Genomic DNA, 22,444 nt, shown 5'->3' on the forward strand with positions numbered 1-22,444 from the left:
GCGGTCGCGAGGGAGTCCAACTCTGTCTTCACACACTGACGTTGGGCTCCCTTCGCATGTACACGCAGCCGAACCCTTGGAATCGATCATCTAGGTGACCCGCGGCAGGCTGACGCCTGTCTTCGGAGCATCCCCGCAGGCACAAGGCCCCCGTGGGACTGCGCCTAGTCCAGCAGGCCACCGGGGAAAGTAGGCATCTCTTTGAAGTGCCGAGGTTTGTGCGCCGCCCCGGTCGGCAGGCTCTCTCCCGCGCCAGCCAGGCGGCAACGTCACCGCCGTCCAACGCCGCAACGATTCCGCAGCTCAAGCGGCGGCGTGCTCCGGCGGCGCGGCCCATTCGATAGACATACCTTCGTGAAGGTTTTAAACTGTGGAGGCGTCTCCACGGACGCGCTACAAGGGGGAATTCCATTGGTGCTCGTCGAAAGGGAAGGCCGGCTGGAGCAGCTGCGCGCCCTGTACCGGGAAGCGCTCGGCGGACGCGGGCGGGCCGGTGTGGTGAGCGGGCCCGTGGGCAGCGGGAAGACCGAGCTGCTCCACGCCTTCGCGCGGGACCCCGGGGGCGAGACGCCGCTGCATCTCTTAGCCTCCGCCACCCGCTCGGAGCGCGGCGTGCCACTGGGTGTGATCCGTCAGCTGATGCCGTCCGTGGGCCGGGACGACGATCCCCACGAGACGGCGCTGAGACTGCTCGACGTCATCGAGCAGAGCGCCGGGCCCGTCCTCATCAGCGTTGACGACGCCCATCTCGCCGACGCTCTCTCGCTGACGTGTCTGGCCGCCGTGATGCGCCGGATCAGAACCGCTCGCGTGCTCGTCCTGCTCACCTACGTGCCGCCCGCCGTCGGAGGTGACCCCCTCCTGGCAGCGGACCTCCCGCCCGAGCCATTCTGCGCACGCGTTCCGGTCGGACTGCTCTCCCAGACGGGCGTCGCCGCCCTGGTGGGTACGGCGCAGGACGTCTCCGCCGTCCGTACCCTGACCGGCGGCAATCCGCGCCTCGTCCGAGCGCTGCTCGAACTGTCGGAGAAACGGTCGAACCTCGACAAACTCGCCCGGACCACGACGTTCGGCCAGGCACTCGTCTCCATCCTGCACAGGTGCGAGCCGGCCACCCTCCGTACCGCCCGGGCCCTCGCCGTACTCGGAGCCCCCACACGGCCCGTGACCCTCTCCACGCTCACCGGCCTGGACACCCAGACCTGCGCCCGGGCCTTGCGCGCCCTGGCGGAGACGGGGCTGCTGGTGAACGACCGGTTCGCCCACGAGGCGCTCCCGGCCGCCGTCCTGCGCGCCATGCCGGCGGACGAACTCAGCGTGCTGTACGCCGCGGCCGCCCCCCTTCTGTACGCCGACGGGGCCCCGCCGCGCGTGGTGGCCCGTTCCCTCCTCGCCGGGAACGCGGTGACGGGGCCGTGGGCGATCTCCCTCCTGCACGAGGCCGCCGAGCAGGCGCTCACGGCCGGCGAATCGGAGGAAGCCGTGCGGTGCCTCACCCTCGCACGGGAGCTCGCCACCGAGGACGGCCAGCGCCATGCCAGCACGGTGCTACTGATCCAAGCCGAGTGGCAGGCCGACCCGGCCGCCGCCGGGCGGCACCTGACGGCCATGGTCGAAGCAGCAAGCAGCCACGCGCTGAGCGCTGGGCACACGCTGGCCGTGGTCGACCAGCTGCTCTGGTTCGGTCGCGTCGAGGAAGCCATCGGCGCGCTCAGCCGACTCACAGAGATGCAAGACCTGCTGACTCCGGCGGAGCGCAAGCGCCTGTACGCGGCGGAGGTATGGCTCTCTTGCCTCTTCCCCGCCGCCGAGGGCCACGCCGGCCCATCAGCGGGAGGAGCGCGAGGCGGACTCGGGCCCGAACCCGCCCTGGAGTCGGCGAGGATGATGAGCGGACTCGTCTCGCAGGACGAGGTCGCCGTGCGGCTCACCGACGCGGAGAGGGCGCTCCAACGGCGGCACCTCGACGAGCGCACGGTCTTCCTGTGCGCCAACGCCCTGCTGACGCTGACGTACCGGGACCGGCTGGAGGACGCGCAGCAGTGGTGCGAGCGGCTCATGTCCCGCGCCGCCACGCCGGGTACACGCACCTGGCACGCACTGTTCACCGCCCTCGCGGCCGAGATCTGCTTTCGGCGGGGCGACCTGGCCGGGGCCGTCGGGCACGCCCGGGCCGCCCTGGACCTCATCCCCCTGCGGTCCTGGGGGATCCGCGTCGCGGTCCCGCTGGGCATCCTGGTCCAGGCGCAGGTCGCCCTGGGGGACATCGAGGCCGCCGACGCGGCTCTCCACCTTCCCGTGTCGGAGGCGATGTTCCAGAGTCCGATCGGCCTGTACTACCTCCAGGCGCGCGGGTGCTACCTCGCCACGATCGGCAGGCACCCGGAGGCGCTCGAAGAGTTCCGGATGATCGGTGAACTGCTGGAGCAGTGGCACATCGAGCCGGCACCGTTCATGACCTGGCGCATCGACATGGCCTGGGTCTATCTGGCCATGGGCCGTCCGGCGAAGGCGCGGGAACTGGCCAACGAGGAGATGGAGCGCACCCCGCTGGAGGACGCGCGCGCCCGCGCCAGGTGTCTGCGCGTCCTGGCCGCGACCGCCGACGTCGGCAAGCAGGTCGGTATCTACGAGCACGCGGTGGAGGTGCTGCGGGCGTGCGACGCGCCTCTGGAACTCGCCTACACACTGGCCGAGTTCGCCGATGCCCTGGAGCGCGCGAACGAACTTCCGCGGGCGGCCGAGCTGCGTGACCGCGCCCGTCGGCTCGCTCAGGACTGCGGCGTCGCCGACCCCGAGGCCGGGAGGGGCTTCGGCGGTCCCGCCGCGGGCCTGCCGGAGCCGGGGGCGACCGTCGGCGGGGTGGGGGCGATGCCCGCCCTGAGTGAGGCCGAGCACCGGGTCGCGGCCCTGGCCTCGGCCGGATACAGCAACCGGCAGATCGCCAAGAAGCTGTTCGTCACCATCAGTACGGTGGAACAGCACCTGACCCGTGTGTACCGGAAGCTCGGGGTGTCGCGCCGGAGTCAGCTGGCCGGAGCGTACCCCTCGGTGTCCGCCGCCGCCCGCTGAGACGCGGGCACGTATGCGGCCGTGACCAGCAGGCCCCCGCGGGCGCGCCAGGAGCCTTCGACACCGGTCAGTCGGCGTCCAACCAGCACGGGCCCGGGTACGAGGAGACGTGCCTGGAAGGTCCCGTCGGGGTGCAGGTACACCCGGGCCCCGGTGTAGTCGAGCTGCCGTCGGGCGAGCGGGTACCAGACCTTGAACACCGACTCCTTGGCGCTCCACAGGAGCCGGTCAGCGTGGACTCCCGGCCGTGCCCTTACGAGCGGTGCGAGATCGGCCCGTTCCGCCGGCACCGAGACGGCCTCCAGGACGCCGTCGGGCAGGGGCTCGTCCGGTTCGGCGTCGATCCCCAGCCCGGCCCATGCGGCGGACCGCGCCACGGCGGCGGCCCGGTAGCCGGAGCAGTGGGTCATGGAGCCCACGATCCCGATGGGCCACGCCGGGGCGCCCCCATCCGCCGGTACCAGCGGGGAGGGCGGGAGGCCCAGTCGGCCGAGGGCTGCACGGGCGCAATGCCGTACGGCGGTGAACTCCCGCACGCGGCCGGGCACCGAGTTCTCGACGCACCGGGCCTCGGCCGGGAAGAGTCCCGACCGCTCGCCCTCCTCGCCGAACGCCTCCGCGGACTCGACCGCCTCCGGCAGGATCGGGGCGATCACGCTCGGGCTCCGTGGACGTCCGCCGCGAACCGCACGGTGTGCGGCGCGGTCGGCTTCCCGGGGCGTCGGCGCCACTCCCGTGGGTATCCCAGCGAGACCTCCTGGAAGGGCACCCCGTCGTGCCAGGTGGTGCGCGGCACGTGCAGGTGTCCGTACACGACGCCGGCGACACGGTGGCGGCGGTGCCAGTCGACGGTCCGGTCGGTGCCGCACCACTGCGCGAACTCTGGGTTGCGCAGGATCTCGGTGGGGTCGGGCACCAGGGGAAAGTGGTTGACGAGCACCAGGGGGACACCGGGATCGGCCGCCGCCAGTCGCACCTCGGTCGCCTCCACTCGCGCTGCGCACCAGTCCTGCCGCGTCGGATGGGGGTCGGGGTGGAGCAGGAACTCGTCCGTGCAGACCACTCCGGCCTCGTAGGCCTGCTCCAGCGCCGCTTCCCGGGAGAGCCACGCCGGGCGGCGGAAGGAGTAGTCGTAGAGCACGAACAGGGGGGCGACGGCCAGCGGGCCCCCCTCTCCGTGCCACACGGGCCAGGGGTCCTCCGGGGTGTGGACGCCCAAGGTCTGGCACATCTCGACCAGGGCCCGGTACTTGTCCTCGCCCCGCGCGCGGCAGGGGTCGTCGGGGACCGTCCACAGCTCGTGGTTGCCGGGCGCCCAGATCACCTTGGCGAACCGGTCGCACAGCAGGCGCAGCGCCCATTCGATGTCGGTGAACCGTTCCCCGACGTCCCCGGCGACCAGCAGCCAGTCGTCAGGGTGCTCCGGGCGCAGGGCCAGCAACACGCGCCGGTTCTCCTCGTGGGTGACGTGCAGGTCGCTGATTGCGCGCAGGCGTGCGACTGCGCCCGACCGCCCGGTCATGCCGCACCGGCCGCGGCCGGGTCGAGGAGCGCCCCGGCGGCCAGGGTGGCAGTGATCGCCCGCGCCACGGCCGCCGGCTGCCCGTCGAGGTAGAAATGGCCGCCCGGGAAGCTGTGGTGGGCCGTCGGTCCCGTGGTGTGCCGGGCCCATTCCGCGAGCGTCGCCGGGGACCGGGTCTCCGGGTCGTCGGTGCCGGTGAACAGAGTGACGGGAGAAGTGAGCTCGCCTGTCCCGCGACCGTTGGGCCGGTAGGCATACGTCTCGATCGCCCGGTAGTCGGCACGGAGGGTCGGCAGCGCCAGGGCGACGAGCTCGGGGTCCTCGAAGACCCGCTGGTCGGTACCGCTAAGGGAGCGGATCACCGAGAGCAGGCTCTGGTCGTCGAGCAGGTGGTGCCGTTCGCCTCGGGGGACGGAGGGTGCGCGGCGGGCCGACACGAACAGCTGCCGCGGGCCGCCGCGGCCGGAACCCTCGAGGCGGCGGGCCACCTCGAAGGCGAGGATGGCGCCCATGCTGTGGCCGAAGAAGGCGTAGGGGCGGCGGCCGGACCGGTCCAGGGCCGCGTCGAGCACCTCGGCCAGGGAGTCGGCAAGCTCGTGGATGGCGCCGACCGGCTCCTCGTTGCGCCGGTCCTGACGGCCGGGGTACTGGAGGGCCAGTACCTGGACGGCGGGGGTCAGCTCCCGGGACAGTTGCAGAGCGGCGCTCGCACCGCCGCCGGCGTGGGGGAAGAACACCAGGGGCATTGCGTCCGGAGCGGCGCTGTGGAAACTGCGGATCCACAGCTCGTCGGTGGCACCGGCGTGGGCGGTCATGGTCATGCCTCACAGTCAGGGTCGTAAAGGGGAGCGCGGCTCGCCGGCGGCCAGTCCTCCACCCGCGGGCGGGGCGCGCGGGGGCCGGTGACCGCCACCGCCGCCGTGTATCCGGGCGGTGCGGTGACTTCCCAGCCGGTCGAGAGCGACGCGGGTTCTGCGGCGAACCACAGGGGCTCCGGGCCTCCCGCTGCCGTGGGAGGGGTGCCCGTCACACCGGACAACTCGCCCAGGCGGCGTCCGTGGACCTTGAGAAACGCCTCCTTGCGGGTCCAGAGCCGGAAGAACTCGCGAGCCCGGTCCCCGGGGTTTCCGCGGCGGAGCCGACGTGCCTCGGCATCCTGGAAGAACCGGCCGGCGACCGCACGGAACTCGAGGTCCTCGCGGACCCGCTCGATGTCCACGCCAATGCGGCCGCCTCCGCGCAGGATCCCGAGCAGGGCCCAGGAGCCGCTGTGCGAAAGGCTGAAGTCGACGGGTCCGGCGTCGGAGGCCGCCGGCTGCGACGCGGCGGAGAGGAAGGGGCGCCCTTCGGACCCTTCGCGGAAACTCAGGTGGCCCGGCGGTAGCCCGCAAACATAGCCGAGCAGGATTCTCGTAGCGCCGTGCGCCACCGTGAAGCGGCGCCGGTCCGTCTCGGAGGCGAAGGCCGCCGCTCGCTGCCGCTCCCTGACGTCCAGCAGGGCGGACATCGGGGACACGGCAGCGGCGGGCTGGTCGAGAGGGATCCGCCAGACGGTCGGGACGTTCCTCGGCGCCGGGGCGGTGCTAGGCAGCGGACGCGCCATCGTCGGTGATCACCGTGACGTATGGTGCAGGTTCTTGGATGGCCGAAAGGTCGTTCTCCATGAGCACGTCGTTTCCGTCCCGGCCGATCTCCTGGAAGCCGGCGAAGGCATAGGCGATCTGCATCATGCGGTTGCGCCCGGTCTCGACGAAGTCGGCGCGCAGGGTGACGCCCGCCTCCTTCGCGAGGTTCATGATGTGGTTGAGGAGTATGGTGCCCACGCCGCGGGACATGACCCGGCAGGACATCAACAGCAGCCTGAGGTGCCAGTGCTCCTCGCCCTTCTCGATCAGTGTGACGCCGATCTTGCCGTAGGAGCCGAAGCGGTCCTCCAGCGACGCCACCAGCAGCAGGTGGTGCGGGGAAGTCCGCAGGGCGTCGAGCTCCTCGTACGAGTACGTGCGCCCCGTGGAGTTGAGCTGGTTGGTGCGGATCGTCAGCTCCTCCGCACGCTGGAGGTCCTCCGTGCGGGCGTGTGTGATGCTCAGACGCATCCCGAGGTCGGCGAGGAACTGCTCGCTGGGGCCTACGAACTCCTCTTCGGCCTGCTGGCGTTCCATCTGGCCGCGGTACATGGCGCGGCGCTGCCTCGACTCGTCGGTGATGAACCGGGGCCTGAACTCGTCGCGCTCGAAGGCATGGTGGACCTCCAGCGCGTCGACGACGATCACGTCAGGGAGCTCCCGCGCGACCTCGGCGCGCTCGAACTCCTGGTCGTCCACGAACGCGATGGCGTCGATGCCGACGTTGAGGGCACGGGCGATCTCGCGGATCGAGTGTGACTTGGCGTTCCAGTTGATCTGCGGGTGCAGGAACAGGTCGGCTACGCCGTACTCGCGGAGGCGCTCTACGGCGGCCTCGTGGTCGTTGCGGCTGGCGATCGAGTGCAGCACGCCGGCCTCGTCGAGGCGCCGGATCTCGGCGACCAGGTCCTCGCGGAGCGTGGTGGTGCCATCCTCCAGGAGGACACCGTCCCACAGGGTGTGGTCGAGATCCCAGACGATGCACTTGACGCGGCCGCGCTTGGGCTTGCTCGGGACGGCGGGGGCCGGGGCGGCGGGCTCGACGGCGGCGCTGGTCATGCGGTCACTCCACTCTGGCGCCTGATCAGGGCCGCCATCGCCTCGATGGTGCGGAAGTTGTCGATCCGGAGCTCCTTGCCCGGGATCGAGACGCCGAAGGTCTGCTCGATGTAGACCACCAGCTCGGTGGCGAGCAGGGAACTCACGAAACCGATCTTGAAGATGTCCTGGTCGTACGCGAAGTCATTTCCGGGGTAGCGCTGGGTGAGGAAGCCCAGGATCGCGGGCCGGGGGTCGGTGGAAAGGTCATGCGGCATGGGAACTCCGGGTGATGTGGGGCCGGTCTCAGAGGGTGGTCACGGGCCAGTCGGGCAGGTCGGTGACCTCTAGGACGGCGGCGCTGAACGACCAGCCGCTCCCGATGCCGCACAGCATCACCTTGTCGCCCGGACTGACCGCGCCGGTCTCCAGGAGGTGGGTGAGGCCGGCGAGTTGGTCGCCGGCGCCGATGTGACCTACCCGGCGGCCCCACTCCCAGGTGGCCTGCGTCTCGTCGACGCCGTGGGCCTTGCGGTGGCCCCAGTCCTGCACGGACCGGCCGACGTTCGGGAAGACGACCCGGGAGATCTCATCGATGCCGGTGTCCGCGTCGGTCAAGGCGAGGTCGATGCTCTCCTGCTGACGGGCGGTCAGGTCCTTGACGATCTCCCATATGTTGCCGCCATTCTCCAGGTGGCGGCCGCGCCGGGCGCGGATGTCCAGCGGCCAGCCCTCGTCCCCCGGGGCGGCGGTCCAGGGCACCTCGCCGCGGTAGGCGTTCTCGTGGGTGGCGTCGCCTATGATCGAGGTGGACAGCAGCCTGGCCACGCCGGGACGGCGGGAGAGCGCCAGGCCGGTGGCCCCGTCACTCATGACCATGCCGCCGTCGGAGCGGTAGCGGTCGTAGGCCGGGGCGGCGAACTTGTCGCTCGTGGTGATGAGCGCCGCGGCCTCGCCGGAGGCGGCGGAGAGGTACGCGGCGGCCAGCTCCAGGGCCGCCATGCCGCCGTTGGAGGACTGCTTGATCTCCAGGGACTGGGCACGTCCGCCCACCGTCCTGCCCTGAATGTAGGAGGCGGCGGTGAAGTGGTCGAGCCCCTGGTGGGCGATGCTGGCGTGCAGGACGAGGGCGAAGACGTCGGACGGCAGGCCAGCCCGGTCTAGGGCGGCGCGGCCGGCCGTGACCGCCATGTCCACCGGCGCGACGTCCTGGTCGGCCACCCGGATCGACAGGTACGCGTCGTCGCGCGCCTCGGTCTCGTCGTAGCGGCCCTCGGCCACGACCGTGGCGATCTCCTCGGTACGGCCCAAATGGGCTGCGGCGCCGTTGATGTGGATGGCGTCCCATTTCATGGGCGTTGTCTCCTAGATGGAGTAGGTGTGGGTGGGAGGGGAGGCAGGGGACGGCCCTGAACGGGCCGTGGGGGGGGGGAGAGAGGTCCGCGGCGGGGGCGGGGGATTGCCCCGCCGCGGACCTGTCGGAGAGGCGCCTCAGACGGCGCCGGTGACCTGCGCGGCGGACTGGTCCTGGGAGGATTCCTCGGCCCCGTCGGCGGGCTCGGCCGTCGGCTCGGGGGCAGGGGGCTGGAACAGGAGCGCCAAGGCGGCCGCCACGATCGTGATGACGGCGGCGAGGTACCCGGTGAGCTGGAGTCCGTCGACAACGGCTCCGACCGGAGGGGTCGCGCCCTTGCTCACGTCAATGCCGGCGTTGGCGACCGCGACCAGGGCCGCGAGGCCCACGGCGCCGCCGATCTGCTGCGAGGTCGAAGCGAGCGCGGAGGCGACGCCCTGCTCACCTGGCCTGGCGCCCACCGCGGCGGCGATGAACAGGGACGGGAAGGCGATGCCGCCACCCAGGCCCCAGATGACGATGCCGGGGACCAGGGCCCAGAAGGAGCCGCCCGTCGACATGCCGACGGCGAGGATGCCCATGCCCAGGCCGGTGAAGAAGGCCCCGAAGGCGAGGGTTTTGCCCACACCCCACTTGCCCATCAGGGGGCCCACGAACTTCGTGGACGAGCCCATCGAGATGAGGGTGAGAGGCAGGAAGGCGAGGCCGGCGGCGAGCGGGCTGTAGCCGAGGACGTTCTGGAGGTACGTCGTGAACAGGTAGTAGCCGGTGGCAAGGGTGCCCTGGAAGAGGAAGAACACCAGCATCGTCACGGCCAAGCCCCGGCCCGTCAGCATCCGCAGCGGGACAAGCGGGTCGCGGGTCTTGTTCTCGACGATCAGGAAGACCAGGAGGAGGACGAAGCCGACGGCCAGTGTGCCGACCGTGCGGGACGAACCCCAGCCGCTCTCAGGGCCGGTCGCCAGGCCGAAGACCAGCAGGGTGGAACCGACGGAGGCGATGAGCGCGCCCGGCAGGTCGAAGGAGGTCTTCGGGCCGGTGGCGCGGGCGTCGGCGCCCAGCAGGCGCGGCGCGGCGAGGACCGCGATCAGGGCGAGCGGCACGTTGACGTAGAACACCCAGGTCCAGCCCAGGTAGTTGGTCAGCAGGCCGCCCAGCAGGGCGCCCGCGGCGAGGCCGCCGCTGCCGGCTGCGCCCCAGACCGCCATGGCCTTGGTGCGGACGGGCCCGTCCTCGAAGTTGATGGCCACGAGGGCGAGCGTGGCGGGCGTCAGCAACGCGCCGCCGACGCCCTGGGCGGCGCGGGCGGCCACCAGGACGCCCGGCCCCTGAGCCAGGCCGCCCACAAGGGAGGCCACGCCGTACAGGGTCAAGCCGGCGATGAACAGGCGGCGGGCACCGAGGCGGTCGACGGCCCGGCCACCGAGCAGCAGCAGGCCGCCGAACGCGACGACGTAGGCGCTGACGACCCACTGGAGGGACTGGGCCGTAAAGCCGAGCTCACGGCCGATGTCAGGCAGTGCCACATACACGATGTTGTAGTCGAGAGCGACGATGAACTGGGCGAACGCCAGCAGGGCCAGCGTGAGGCCGCTCCCCTTCTGGGTTCGGGTCGCTGAAGAAACCACGATCGGGCTTCCTTCCAAGTACGGGTGTGCGGCGTTCGATCTCTACACGCCGTTCAGAAATGGCACGACGAACGGTATATGAACGCCGCTTGCTGTCAAGTGCGCGATACGCGCGGAGGGTTGAGCGCGAGGCAGGTGTACGGGGGATGCAGGGACCGAACGCCGAAAGATGGCGTCGATCGCTCACCAGAAAGCTAGGTCCGCGCCTCCCCCTACCGACAACCCCCATCGAGCCCGCACACCCCCTATTCACGACCCCCCGTTCGGTATCCGCCGTGCTGAAACTGAACGGTGTAGAATCCCGATATGGGAGCCACACTGGGACGACGGGAGCGCCTCCGGGCCGAGACGACCGAAGAGATCAAGGTCATCGCGAGGAAGCAGCTCGCCGATCAAGGGGCCGCCGCGATCTCGCTCCGTGCCATCGCCCGCGAGATGGGCATGACTGCGGGCGCCATCTACAGCTACTTCGGCACCAGGGACGCGCTGATCACCGAGTTGATCTCGGACGTCTACTCCGCATTCACCGACCGGCAGCAGGCCGCGCTCGCCGCGCTGCCGGCCGACGCGGTGGCCGAGCGCATCCTCGTCTTCGGGGAGCAGTACCGGAACTGGGCGGTCTCCCGCCCCGAGGAGTTCCAGCTCGTCTACGGTGCGCCCGTGCCCGGCTACCGGCCGCCTGAGGGGGGCGCCGTGGCCGACGCGGAGCGGAGGGCCTGCGCGTTCTTCGGCGAGCTCGTCGCCGCCGCCTGGTCCGAGAGGACCCGCAGCCGCCAGGACTTCGCCTGGTCGGACTTCGGGGAGGAGTTCGCCGCGACGTTTCGCGCGGAGCACCCCGGCCTCCCGCCCGCCGCCGCCGGGGTCGCCCTGCGCGTATGGGGCCGCATGCACGGCCTGGTGTCACTGGAGGTCTACGGCCACCTCACGCCGCAGTCCGCGAACCCCGAGTCGCTCTACCGGGCCGAACTGGTCGATCTGATCGCCTGGCTCGGGCTCGACGCGTCGGCGTGACCGCGCCAGCCCGGACCACGGCACGGCCGCCCGGGTGCGAAGGCACCCGGGCGGCCGTGCAGACGTGCGCGGACGTCAGTTGAAGAAGGCGTGCAGCCGCTTGATCCGGCCGCCCTCCAGGACGACGACGTCGGTCCCGCCCGCGAACGGGGAGCCGGGGACGCCGAAGGCCCACTTGAACTGGGCCTGGTCGTGGTGGCCGTTCACCTTGTCGGTCAGGTAGAAGGAGACCCCCGGGGGGAACCCGGCCCGCAGCTTGTTGAGGTGCGCGGCGAGGCCGTCCTTGCCCACGGTCTGGATGTCGGGGTCGCAGTACTCGGGGGACTCCGTGAACAGCTCGTCGATGCCGGCCCGGCGATGGGTGTCGTCCGGCTCGTTCACGAGGGCGATGAACTTCTCGATCAGGGCCTGGTAGTCGGTGCTCATGAAACACGTGCCTTTCTTGGGAAGGGTGCGAGAAACCCGCAAATCACCGGATGATCACCGGAAGTTCGGCGAGGCTCCGGATGGCCAGGGCGCCGTTGGTGGCGGGTGTGTCCGTGGCGAGTTCGATGTCGTGCCGGACCAGCTCGGACAGCACGACCTGGGTCGCGAGCCGGGCCACCGGGGCGGCGACGCAGAAGTGGATGCCGTGGCCGAAACCGAAGTTGCGGATCGGCTTGCGGGCCAGGTCGAGCCGGTCGGCGTGGTCAAAGACCTGCGGATCGCGGTTGCCGGCACCCAGCAGCATGAACACCTCGTCGCCGGGCACGAGCGCGTGCCCGCCCACCTCGGCCTCCTCCAGGACCGTGCGATTGATGATCTGGAGGGCGGAGTCGTACCGCAGGAGCTCCTCAACCGAGGCCGCCGTGTTATCGGGATGGCTGCGGAACCACGCCAGCTGGTCCGGGTGACGCAGCAGGTTGAAGGAGCAGAGGCTCATCATGGCCTGCGGCGCGCTGAAGCCGGGCAGGAAGATCGCCATGGTCGTGGTGAGCACCTCGACCTCGCTGAGCCGGTCGCCCTCGTGCTCGGCCGCGACCAGCGCGCTGATCAGGTCCTCGCGCGGCTCACGGCGCCGCTCGGCTATCAGCCTGGTGGCCAGCTCCCCCATCCACAGTCGCAGCTCCGTGCGGGCCTGCACGGCCTCCGGCGGCATCGCGTACTCCGGGTCGATGCCGCGTCCGCCGTCTGTGGCCGCCTCGATCGAGCGGTCCAGGTATTCGTCGGGAACGCCCATCATCCGGTTCATGATGAAGGCGCTGAGCGGGCGCAGCACCGTCGGCATCAGGTCTACGACCCCGTCCGCGGCGCCCTCCCTGGCGGCAGCCAGCCTCAGGGCGACGAACTCCTCGGCGGGCCCGCGCAGCCGCTCCACGAGGCGCGGGGTGAACGCCTTGGAGGCGAGGGCGCGCACCCGGGTGTGGTCCGGCGGATCCATGAAGAAGAAGGCCCGGCGCATGCCCTCCGGGGTCGGCATCATCCCCTCCTGGACCCCGGCGCCGTCACCCCGGCCGAGGCACGGATCACGCAGGGCCGCCTGGATGGCGTCATAGCCGAGCAGGGCCACCCCCGCGGGGGTGCGGACGACCGGGCCGGACTCCGCGCGCAGCTTCTCGTACACCGCGTACGGATCGGCGTGGAAACCCGGGTCGAATGGGTCGTAGGGCAGCACCTCGGGCGGCGTGTAGGCGTCGTCCGGGGCTATGGCGGTTTCGGTCATGACCCACTTCCGATTTCTGTGAACTCGACGGGAAGGTCGAGCAGAACGGTGTGCTTGTTGTTGGCCCCCCACCGCTCGGGGCCGGTCTGCCGGATCGCGGTCACGCGGTCGAGGAGCGCTTCCAGGACCAGCCGGATGAGCAGCCGTCCGACCTCTTCCCCGAGACACCCGTGCATGCCGTTGCCGAAGGAAACGTGCGGGTTGACCGGTCGGCGGATGTCGAAGCGCTCGGGTTCCTCGTACACCGCCTCGTCGCGGTTGGCCGCCGGCCACCACAGCGTCACCTTGTCCCCAGCCCGGATGACCCGGCCGTGGAGCTCGACGTCACGGACGGCAGTCCGGCGGTTATACGGGTTGGCGGGCGCCCAGCGCAGGATCTCCTCGACGGCCGTCGGCATCAGGGAGCGGTCGGCCCGCAGGGCCTCCCACTGCTCGGGATGCTGGGCGAAGGCCTGGACGCCCGCGGCGATCGTGTTGCGCGGCTGCTCGAAGCCGGAGACCAGGAAGAGGACGGCGTTGCCCTCCCGCTCACGGTCGCTCAGCGGCGCGAGCCCCAGTTCCGCGGGAAGTTCGCCGGTGGCGACGAGGGATCCGAGGTCGTCGGCGGGCCGTTCGCGCTTGGCGCGGACGAAGTCGGTGAAGTACTCCTGCATCGCCGTGAACGTGGCGATGGAGAACGCGTCGGGTTCGCCGGTCGCGCGGTTGGTGAAGCCGAGCACCTGGTGCACCCACTCCGTCAGCTGCGGCCAGTCGGCACGCGGGACCCCGAGGAGCAGGGACATCGCCTCCAGGGCGAAGGGCTCGGAGACCTCGTCGACGAAATTCGCCGGACCGCGCGCGACGGCAGCGTCGACGAGTGCCCGGGCGCGCTCCCGCAAGGCGTCCGTCAGACGGGCGGCCGCCGCCCCGGTGACGGCGGGGGACAGCAGGTGCTTGATGGCGTCGTGGCGGGGGTTGTCCATCATCGGCAGGAGGACGCCCGCGTGCACGCCCACCGGCATGTCGTCCAGGTGCGTGCCGCCGCCCTTGCGGCCCCCGCCGCCCTGTGCGGAGAAGTCGGGCGAGCGAGTGACGCCGACGATGTCGGCGTGCCGGGTCAGGACCCAGAAGCTCTCCCCGTCGGCACTGCGGCCCGGGGGGTGGAGCAGTAGGGGGGCCTCCCTGCGCAGCCGGGCGAAGAGTTCGTAGGGCAGCCCGTTCGCGAAGGCCGCCTGGTCGGTGAGGTCGAACCCGCCCAGGATCTCCGGGAGTCGGTCAGTGGTCTCGGTGGTCATCGGTGCCTCTCTGTGCCGGCGGCGGCGGGGTCGTCAGACACGTGTGGCGTCTGTCAGCCAGGCGTGGCTGACCTTGGCGTAGTCGGGTTCCGCGGTCGCGCTCACCGTGAGGCGGCGGAAGTGGCCGGTGGCACGGTGCAGCGCTTCGGTGCAGTGGATATCGGCCAGGTCCTGGGGGTGCCCGCCCCACGTGGCGGGGCCCTCGCCGACGCAGTCCCGGGTGAGGTGGCTCGCCCAGGACAGGGCAGCTGTGCACGACAGCAGCTCGGACGCGGCCCGCGCGACGAGGGCCAGGGTGTTCTGCCGTTCGTACAGCGGCGCCGGGTCCGGATGCCGTCGGATCAGCCCGCGGCACAGGTCGTGCAACTCCGCGGTCAGACGGTCCACCCGTGCGGCATGGTCCTGGTTCGCCGGGGAGAGTTCGAGGGCCGCGGCGCTCCGCTCGCGGGGTTCCTGGCGCGTGTCGGCCGCTTCCGCGCCGTCGTCGCGGAGGGCGTCCAGGAGCAGCCGGGCTGCCTGGTGGTCGAGCCGAAAGTCGACGTTGCCCGCGATCCGCAGGCCGCGAGCGTCCCGGTAAGCGCGCTCGACGGGCAGGTCCTCGGCACCGCGGGCGCGCTTGCTCGCCACTGTCTCGAAGCCTTCGGCGCCCAGCAGACCGACCGTGCGGTCCGCCACCCGGCCCGCGGTACGGACCAGGATGTTCTTGGCGAGGAACTGTTCGAGCCAGCGATCGGCGAGGCCGGCCCCGGTCAAGGAAAGCCGGGCCACGGCGTCCATCGCGAAGGCGTCCGCGAGCGTCAGCGCGACCATCCGCTGCACTTGGTCGTACGTGCCCAGGGGCCGCCCATCCACCTCGCGCCTGCGGACGAACGAGCGGGACCACTCGGCGCAGTTCTCGGCGATCGCCAGGGCGGGCGCCCCGGTGAAGTGCAGTCGTCCCGTGAGGGCGAGGAAGGCGACGGCGGCCGGAAGCCGGTCGCCGTCCCCTTCCACGAGGATCCGCTCGCGCTCCACCCGCACGCCGCGGAGGGCGAGCGAGCCGTTGGGGAGTCCGCGGCTGCCCATGAACTCGATGCGCGCGTCCACCTCGAACGCCGGATCGGAGGTGTCCAGGTACGCGATGCCGAGCCGGCGCCGGTCGGGGTCGAGCAGGGTCACCGACACCGGCAGCAGGTCCGCCACCGGCCCGTTGCCGATGAACAGCTTCTCGCCTCGGAGCACGTACGCCGTGCCGTCCTCGGTCGGCGTTCCGGTCAGCGCAGGCCAGGTGTTGTTCTGGCCGGTTCGGTCCGTGTCCCCGAATCCCGATACCACGCCCTCGGCGACGCGCTCGCGCACGTGGTCGCGAAGCGGGCCGTCGGGCAGGGCTGGCAGCAGCGCCGTCGCACCGACTCCGGCCTGGACGGCCATGACCTGGCCGGCCGTCACGGACCGGCGGGCCGCAAGGGTGAGAGTACGAAAGGCCTCGTACGAGGTCAGGCCCAGGCCGTCGAGGCCGGGCTCGACGCACAACCGCAGCAGACCGCGTTCCTGGAGCCCGGTCAGGAATCCGTCCGGCAGCCGGCGGCTGCCGTCCAGGTCCTCCGGGTCGACCGTGACGTCGATGAAGGTCACCGCGGCCGCGGCTGCGGCATCACCGGCGGCCTGCTCGTCGGCCGTGGACCGCGGGAAGCGCTCCAGCAGATCCCAGCGGGTCCGGCCCACCGCGAGTCCGGCCAGGAATCCGGGCATGCGTACGACTCCTTGGGCTGAGGGGAAAAGTCGAGGGAGAGCGACGGGCGACCGTTCGCCTTCCCGTCCCTCAACACGCTAGGAACGGCCGCCCCCTACCGCCAACCCCTGATCGGGGGCGCCGGTCCCCTATTGCGGGGCGCGCCATGAACCGGCGCCCCGGTGCGCGACGACGCGCGGCCGGTCCCAGACCGCGATCGCCGGCCCGTCTCGGTCCGCGGCTCCCCCGGTGTCCCCTGCCCGGCCGGCTCCCAGGGCCATGAGCACGGCGGTGACGGCGGCGATCTCCGTGGCGTCGGGGCGACCCCGCTCGATGCGGATGCCGCTCACGTCGGCGCGTTCCCGTGCTTGCGGGCCGGGATGTCGGCGTGCTTGGTGCGCAGCATCGCGAGCGTTCGGATGAGGACGGCCCGTGTGTCGGCGGGGTCGATGACGTCGTCGACGAGGCCGCGCTCCGCCGCGTAGTAGGGGTGCATCAGCTCGGTCCGGTACTCCTTGATCTTCTGCTGCCGCATGGCCTCCGGATCGTCGGCGTCAGCGATCTCCCGGCGGAAGATGACGTTGGCCGCGCCCTCGGCCCCCATGACGGCGATCTCGTTGGTAGGCCAGGCCAGCGCGATGTCCGCACCGATGGAGCGCGAGTCCATGACGATGTAGGCGCCGCCGTATGCCTTCCTGACGATGAGCGAGATCCGGGGCACGGTGGCGTTGCAGTACGCGTACAGCAGTTTTGCGCCGTGCCGGATGATGCCGCCGTGCTCCTGATCGACGCCCGGCAGGAAGCCTGGCACGTCGACCAGGGTCACCAGCGGGATGTTGAAGGCGTCGCAGAACTGCACGAACCGGGCGGCCTTCTCGGACGCCCCGATGTCGAGGACGCCGGCCATCGAGAGCGGCTGGTTGGCAACGAAGCCGACGACCTCGCCGTCCATCCTGGCCAGGGCACACAGGATGTTGCCCGCCCAGGAGGGGTGCACCTCGAAGAACTCGCCGTCGTCGGCGATCTCCTCGATGACCTTGCGCATGTCGTAGGAGCGGTTCGCGTCGGCCGGCACGAGGTCGAGGAGCGCGGGGGTGGGGCGGTCGGCCGGGTCGCCGCCCGGCTCGCGCGGCGGCAGCTCCCGGTTGTTCGACGGCAGGAGCGACAGCAGGAACCGCACGTCCTCCAGGCAGCTCTCCTCGTCGTCGTAGGCGAAGTGCGCCACGCCGGACGTGACCGCGTGCACGTCAGCGCCGCCCAGGCCGTTCTGCGAGACCTCCTCACCCGTCACGGCCTGGACGACGTCCGGTCCGGTGATGAACATCTGCGAGGTCTCCCGGACCATGAAGACGAAGTCGGTCAGTGCCGGGGAGTAGGCAGCACCGCCCGCGCACGGGCCGAGCATCACACTGATCTGCGGGATCACTCCCGAACTGCGGGTGTTGCGCTGGAAGATGCCGCCGTAACCGGCGAGCGCGGTCACGCCCTCCTGGATCCGCGCCCCCGCACCGTCGTTGAGGCTCACCAGCGGCGCACCGGAGGCTGCGGCCAGGTCCATCAGCTTGTGGATCTTGGTGGCGTGGGCCTCGCCGAGGGCACCGCCGAAGATGCGGAAGTCGTGGGCGTAGACGAAGACAGTGCGGCCGTGCACGGTGCCCCACCCGGTGATCACACCGTCCGTGTGGGGCTTCCGGTCCTCCAGGCCGAAACCGGTCGCGCGGTGCCTGCGCAGCGTCTCGACCTCCTGGAACGAGCCTTCATCCAGGAGGAGTGCGATGCGCTCGTGCGCAGTCAGCTTGCCCTTGGCGTGCTGCCGCTCGGTGGCCCCGGGATCGGGGCCTCGCCGGGCGAGTTCCTTCAGTTCGGCCAGCTCCGTGACGCGCGTGGCGATGGTCGGTGTACTCACTGCTTCTCGCTTCCCACCAGGGACAGCCGCTCGATCAGCGGGCCGATCCGGTCGATTTCCTTCAGACTGGTGCCGCTGGCGACCACGTAGCCATCGGGGCGCAGCAGCATGAACCCCGCGCCTGCGCGGCGGAGGTGGTCGTGCCTCATCAGGCCGTGGTGCCGGGCCGCCAGGCGGCGTGCCCCCTGGGTCAGTTCGCCGCCCGAGCCGCCGGATGTGACGAGCCGCAGGAGGGTGCCGACGCGGCCGGGCGGCGTCCTGGGGACCCAGTGCGGTGTGCGCGCGCCGGGCCGTGGCAGCCGGCCGGTCCCCCAGGCCAAGCGTGTGGCCCGCGCGGGCGGGGCCCGGTGCGATGCCTCGTCCGCGAACACCTCCGGATAGCGCACCCTCCAGCCGGCCAGCAGCGGTACGAACCAGCGGCGCAGCACGCCGGTGCCGTCGAGGCCGTGCCAGGCGAGATCGCGCACCCGGGCGGCGGCGGGGCTCAGCGTGAACATCCGGATGAGCCGGTGGGTGGTCTGCAGTACCTGCTCGGCGGCCGCGCGGCGCTCGGGCTCATAGCTGTCGAGGACCGATGCGTCAAGGCTGCCTCCAATGACACCGGCCAGCTTCCAGGTGAGGTTGTGCACGTCCTGGAGCCCCAGGTTGAGCCCCTGGCCGCCGATCGGCGAGTGGGTGTGCGCGGCGTCCCCGACGAGGAACGCGCGGCCCTGCCGCATCGGTGCGGCGATCCGCTCCGAGCTCGTGAACGTCCGCAGGCTGTCCACACTGGTGAGGGTGAGCCCGCCGGGCCCCCGCTCGTCCAGCAGGGCCTGTACGGACTCCGGAGTCAGCGGTGTCTCGGCCGGCACCGCCGCCGAGACGCGGACGTTGCCCCCGGCCATCGGTGCGAAGACCAGGGAGCCGGTCCTGCCGAGGAAGTAATGGACGGTGCCGCGTTCGTAAGTGCCTTCGATCCGGCCCTCGGCAAGGATGAAGGTCATGGGGACCCGCTCGCCGGTGAAGTCGATGCCGAGCCGGTCCCGGACCGTGCTGCGCACGCCGTCGGCGGCGATTAGCCAGTCCGCGGTTATCCGCTCGGTTCCGGCGGGGCCTTCGGCGATCATCTCGACCCGGTCGTCGTGCACGGTCACCTCGGTGACCTTGGTGTGGCGTTCGATCTTGCCGCCGAGCCTGTCCAGCTCCTCTTCCAGGAGCAGGTTCGTCTGCTCCTGGGGAAGGAGCAGCGGCTCATTGTGCCCGCCGAGCACGATCCGCAGCTTGCGGCCGCCTGCCAGGTGGTAGTTCATCGCGCGGACCTTCAAGCCGCGGTTCTCCGCGTCGTCCAGGATTCCCAGGCCGCGCAGGACCTCCAGGGCGGGAGGCCAGAGCTGCAGGGCGCGGGTACCTCGGCTGCGCCCGGGTGCGGAATCGAGGATCCGCACCGGGACTCCCAGGCGGAGCAGTTCGCACCCGGCTGCCATGCCTGCGGGGCCTGCTCCGGCGATCAAGACGGGGATCGTCATCGTCACGGTCCTTTGCGTCGGTCGTTGCTCAAGAGGGCATCAGTGGTGGAGCGGACGCCAGGGGCGGGCGGCCCCCGGCAGGTCGGCTCACATCCGGTTCGGCTCACGCCTGGTTCAGCGCGTCGCCCAACCAGGTGGCGACCGAGGAGGCGACGTCCGCCGCTCCGTGTTCGATCAGCCCGAAGTGGTCCGCAGGCACGTCCACGGTCCAGTGGGGCTGCGGCCAAGAGGCGCGCCAATCGCCGTCGGGCAGTCCCGGTACGGGCCGATCGGCCCGTACGAGGAGGATCGGGGTCTCGACTTCCGCGGGGCTCCAGCCCCTGACCATTCGCAGATAGGCGCCCATCGCGGTGACGCGGTGTGCGTCGGAAGGGGCGGGAGCAGCCTCGGAGGCGGCGGTCTCCCCGGCTTCGGGGTCGGCCATACGCTCCGCCATGCCGTCCAGAAAGGTAGGGACCAGTCGTGCCGACATGCCTTCTTCGGGGAGGTAGGTGTCGAGCAGCACCAGGGCCCGCGGCAGGGCGTGGCCCTGTTCCTCCAGCCGTCGGGTGACGGCGTGCGCGAGGATGCCGCCCGATGAGTAGCCGACGAGCGCGAACGGTGCTCCCGCAGCTCGCTCCACGACAGCGCCCGCCGCCGCGTCGACGAGGTCGTCCAGGCAGTCCGGCACGCGCTCACCGGCCTGGAAGCCCGGCAGGGTGATGCCCGCCACGTCCCGGGCCCCGGAGAACGGGGCGGCGAACCGCGCGTACTGGTGGCAGGCAGAGGTTGCGAGCAGGGTGGGGAAGCAGATCAGGGCGGTCTCGTCGACGCCTTGGGAGAGGAGCGTCGAGGCGGCCCCGGCAGCCGGAGCAGCCGGAGCCACGAACGCATCGTGCAGACTGGCTAGTTCATCGAGGACACCGGTGATCTCCGCTCCCTCGCGGGCCTGCCGCAGCAGGGCGCGGACGGTGTCCTTGGCTGCCCGCCGCTCCGGCTCGGCCGACCCGGTTGCTGCCGTGGGATCTGCCGCTTCGGCCGACTCCGCCGTTTCCGCCGGGGAGGCAAAGGCGGCAAGCAGGTAGGCGGCGACCTTGTCCGGCGTGCGCAGCTCCAGGATCCTGCGGGCGGGAATGCGTACGCCGCTCGCCGTGGCCAGCCGGTTCCGCAGCTCCACCGCCGTGAGCGAATCCATGCCCAGCTCCAGGAAGGCACGCCCGGGGTCGATACCGGCCGGGTCGCGGTGCAGGACTGCGGCGGTCTGTTCCCGGATCACCGCCTCGACAAGCGCGCGCCGTTCCCCGGGCCGTGCTCCGGCCAGTTCTGCGGCCCTCGTCACGCCGCCCGTCCGGGCCCCCGCCGACGAGCGTGCTCGACGGACCCGTACCGCGTCCGGTACCTCTGCGAACAGGGGCCGTACGTCACCAGTGGTCTCCGCGTAACGCGCCCAGTCCACGTCCGCGACGACGGACAGGGACTCCCCCCGGGCCAGGGCGGCCCGGAGCGCGGCCACCGCCTGCTCTGACGGCAAGGCCGGCGTGCCGCGCCGGCGCAGCCGGTCGAGGACCTCGGCCCGGGTGTAGTCCTCCGGCAGGCCGACGGGCTCGGGGACGACCTCGTCCTCCCACAGGCCCCAGGCGATCGCGGCGGCCGGCTCACCACGGCCGGTCCGCTGCGCGGCCAGCGCGTCGTCGTAGGCGTGTGCGGCTGCGTACGCCCCCAGGCCTGGCCCCGCGCCGAACGCCGAGGCGATGGAGGAGAACAGAACGAACGCCGACAGACCTCGGCCGAGCGTCAGTTCGTGCAGGTTCCGGGATGCCTCCTGCTGTGCGCGCACCAGTGCGGCGAAGCGGTCGGGCGCCACGCTGTCTAGGGCGTACTCCTCGCGGTGCCGCTCGGTGTGCACCACGGCCGTCAGCGGTTCACCCTCCGGAAGTGAGTCCAGCACCCCGGCCAGGGCTTCCCGGTCGGCGAGGTCGCACACGACGACGGTGCACCGCGCTCCGCGTGCTGCGAGGTCCGCCGCTAGCGCTTCCCGGACGGGAACGGGCATCTCACGCGCGGAGGTGAGGAGGATGTGTTCGGCCCCCCAGTCCGCCAGGGCTCGCGCGACGAGAGCGCCCACCGGGTCGGTGCCGCCCGTGACGAGCACAGTTCCCGAGGCCGTCCACTCCTCCCCCACCGCACCGGCTGACGCGGAGGGCGCCGGAACCAGCCGCCGGGCCAGGAGACCGGACGGGCGGATGGCCAGCTGGTCCTCGTCGCGCACGCCCCCCGCGAGCGCCGCGGCCCACCAGGAACGGGACCGTGCGTCAAGCTCGGCCGGAAGGTCGATCAACCCGCCCCACTGGCCGGGCAGTTCGAGAGGCACCACCTGTCCGAGCCCCCATACGGGCGCCTGCCCTGGGTCTTCCAGTTGGTCCGCCGGGCCCGTCGAGACGGCGCCCCGCGTCACACTCCACACCGGTACTGCGATGTCGGCGCGCGCCAGGCTCTGGAGCAGTGCCACGGTCCCGGCCGCCGAGAGCAGCGAGATCACCCCGCTCGACCGGGCGTCGAAGAGTTCCCGGCCAGGAAAGTCTCCGGAGTCCTGCGGCACGCTCACGGTGACTGCGTGTGCCCCGTGCTCGTTCAGCATCGCCACGGCGGCGTCGGCCTCCGGCTCCGCGCCGGAGGGCACGACGACCGCCCAGGTGCCCGACAGGGCGGTCCTCGCCGGCGGTGCGACCGGTCGCCAGGCGACCTCGTACCGCCAGGAGGCGGCCTCAGAGCGGGCGGCCCGGGTCTGGTACCAGCGTCCCAGGGCAGGCAGCACCTGCTCCAGGGCCGCGAACGCGTCGGTGCCGATCGTCGTGGCGAGTGCCTCCAGGTCCTGGTCTCGTACCGCCTGCCAGAACGGGGAGTCCACCGCCACGTCCGCCGGGGCCGCCGCGCCAGCTGGGGCCTCGGCGGGCTTCAGCCAGTACGAGGTGTGTTGGAAGGGGTACGTCGGCAGGTCGACCACCTGGCCCGGCCGATTCGGCTGGCCCGGCCGGTCGTCGAACGAGCCGGCCCAGTCGACCGCGACGCCCCGGGTCCAGGCCTCGGCCAGCGAGGTCGTGAACCGCTCAGTGCCGC

Annotated in this window: 18 protein-coding genes; 2 read left to right on the top strand and 16 right to left on the bottom strand. The window is 71.6% G+C overall.

The features are described from left to right. Positions 1-414 precede the first annotated feature (414 nt). A complete protein-coding gene (locus tag ACIRHA_RS43005) occupies positions 415-3,072 on the top strand; it encodes a LuxR C-terminal-related transcriptional regulator (RefSeq protein WP_403857702.1) in 2,658 nt (885 codons plus the stop codon). Here the strand turns inward: ACIRHA_RS43005 and ACIRHA_RS43010 are convergent. The 8 genes from ACIRHA_RS43010 to ACIRHA_RS43045 all read right to left on the bottom strand — a co-directional run bounded on the left by ACIRHA_RS43010 (position 3,027) and on the right by ACIRHA_RS43045 (position 10,239). Continuing rightward, entirely contained in the window at positions 3,027-3,728 is a 702-nt protein-coding gene (locus ACIRHA_RS43010) for a 4'-phosphopantetheinyl transferase (protein ID WP_403857650.1), read from the bottom strand. The two genes, ACIRHA_RS43005 and ACIRHA_RS43010, sit on opposite strands and share 46 nt — an antisense overlap. Beyond that, the gene (locus tag ACIRHA_RS43015) at positions 3,725-4,594 is read right to left on the bottom strand and encodes a metallophosphoesterase family protein (protein WP_403857655.1); all 870 of its coding nucleotides are present in this window, start codon (positions 4,592-4,594) and stop codon (positions 3,725-3,727) included. The genes ACIRHA_RS43010 and ACIRHA_RS43015 overlap by 4 nt, the downstream gene beginning before the upstream one ends. Further along, entirely contained in the window at positions 4,591-5,415 is an 825-nt protein-coding gene (locus ACIRHA_RS43020; protein WP_403857658.1) for a thioesterase II family protein, read from the bottom strand. The genes ACIRHA_RS43015 and ACIRHA_RS43020 overlap by 4 nt, the downstream gene beginning before the upstream one ends. Next, positions 5,412-6,101: a 4'-phosphopantetheinyl transferase family protein gene (locus tag ACIRHA_RS43025; RefSeq protein WP_403857661.1), complete on the bottom strand. Its 690-nt coding sequence runs from the start codon at positions 6,099-6,101 to the stop codon at positions 5,412-5,414. The genes ACIRHA_RS43020 and ACIRHA_RS43025 overlap by 4 nt, the downstream gene beginning before the upstream one ends. Before the next feature lie 76 nt (positions 6,102-6,177). Further along, positions 6,178-7,278: an HAD-IIIC family phosphatase gene (locus tag ACIRHA_RS43030; RefSeq protein WP_403857664.1), complete on the bottom strand. Its 1,101-nt coding sequence runs from the start codon at positions 7,276-7,278 to the stop codon at positions 6,178-6,180. Further along, on the bottom strand, positions 7,275-7,535 hold the full coding sequence (locus ACIRHA_RS43035; RefSeq protein ID WP_403857667.1) for an acyl carrier protein: 261 nt from the start codon (positions 7,533-7,535) through the stop codon (positions 7,275-7,277). The genes ACIRHA_RS43030 and ACIRHA_RS43035 overlap by 4 nt, the downstream gene beginning before the upstream one ends. 28 nt (positions 7,536-7,563) lie before the next feature. After that, positions 7,564-8,610 (bottom strand): ketoacyl-ACP synthase III family protein, encoded by a 1,047-nt coding sequence (locus tag ACIRHA_RS43040; protein ID WP_403857670.1) that lies wholly within the window; start codon positions 8,608-8,610, stop codon positions 7,564-7,566. A gap of 138 nt (positions 8,611-8,748) precedes the next feature. Beyond that, positions 8,749-10,239, bottom strand: coding sequence for an MFS transporter (locus ACIRHA_RS43045; protein WP_403857673.1), 1,491 nt, complete (start codon positions 10,237-10,239; stop codon positions 8,749-8,751). Between the two features lie 306 nt (positions 10,240-10,545). Here ACIRHA_RS43045 and ACIRHA_RS43050 point away from each other — a divergent pair, with 306 nt between their 5' ends. After that, entirely contained in the window at positions 10,546-11,250 is a 705-nt protein-coding gene (locus ACIRHA_RS43050) for a TetR/AcrR family transcriptional regulator (RefSeq protein ID WP_403857676.1), read from the top strand. A gap of 75 nt (positions 11,251-11,325) precedes the next feature. Here the strand turns inward: ACIRHA_RS43050 and ACIRHA_RS43055 are convergent, their stop codons facing one another. The 8 genes from ACIRHA_RS43055 to ACIRHA_RS43090 all read right to left on the bottom strand — a co-directional run. Then, positions 11,326-11,676, bottom strand: a complete 351-nt coding sequence (locus ACIRHA_RS43055; protein WP_403857679.1) for a nuclear transport factor 2 family protein — start codon at positions 11,674-11,676, stop codon at positions 11,326-11,328. Between the two features lie 43 nt (positions 11,677-11,719). Continuing rightward, positions 11,720-12,952, bottom strand: a complete 1,233-nt coding sequence (locus tag ACIRHA_RS43060) for a cytochrome P450 (RefSeq protein ID WP_403857682.1) — start codon at positions 12,950-12,952, stop codon at positions 11,720-11,722. Continuing rightward, complete coding sequence (locus tag ACIRHA_RS43065; protein ID WP_403857685.1) at positions 12,949-14,226, bottom strand: cytochrome P450; 1,278 nt, start codon at positions 14,224-14,226, stop codon at positions 12,949-12,951. Before ACIRHA_RS43065 ends, ACIRHA_RS43060 begins: the two co-directional genes overlap by 4 nt. A gap of 33 nt (positions 14,227-14,259) precedes the next feature. Further along, positions 14,260-15,957 (bottom strand): acyl-CoA dehydrogenase family protein, encoded by a 1,698-nt coding sequence (locus ACIRHA_RS43070; protein ID WP_403857688.1) that lies wholly within the window; start codon positions 15,955-15,957, stop codon positions 14,260-14,262. Positions 15,958-16,086: 129 nt separating this feature from the next. Next, positions 16,087-16,287, bottom strand: a complete 201-nt coding sequence (locus ACIRHA_RS43075; RefSeq protein ID WP_403857691.1) for an acyl-CoA carboxylase subunit epsilon — start codon at positions 16,285-16,287, stop codon at positions 16,087-16,089. Continuing rightward, a complete protein-coding gene (locus ACIRHA_RS43080) occupies positions 16,284-17,843 on the bottom strand; it encodes an acyl-CoA carboxylase subunit beta (RefSeq protein WP_403857694.1) in 1,560 nt (519 codons plus the stop codon). Before ACIRHA_RS43080 ends, ACIRHA_RS43075 begins: the two co-directional genes overlap by 4 nt. Beyond that, positions 17,840-19,348, bottom strand: coding sequence for an FAD-dependent monooxygenase (locus tag ACIRHA_RS43085; protein ID WP_403857696.1), 1,509 nt, complete (start codon positions 19,346-19,348; stop codon positions 17,840-17,842). Before ACIRHA_RS43085 ends, ACIRHA_RS43080 begins: the two co-directional genes overlap by 4 nt. A gap of 103 nt (positions 19,349-19,451) precedes the next feature. After that, positions 19,452-22,444 (bottom strand): alpha/beta fold hydrolase (locus ACIRHA_RS43090; protein ID WP_403857699.1); only part of this gene is annotated, 2,993 nt, incomplete at its 5' end.

The organism is Streptomyces sp. NPDC102360, from assembly GCF_044766085.1.
In the GTDB taxonomy this organism is placed as follows: domain Bacteria; phylum Actinomycetota; class Actinomycetes; order Streptomycetales; family Streptomycetaceae; genus Streptomyces.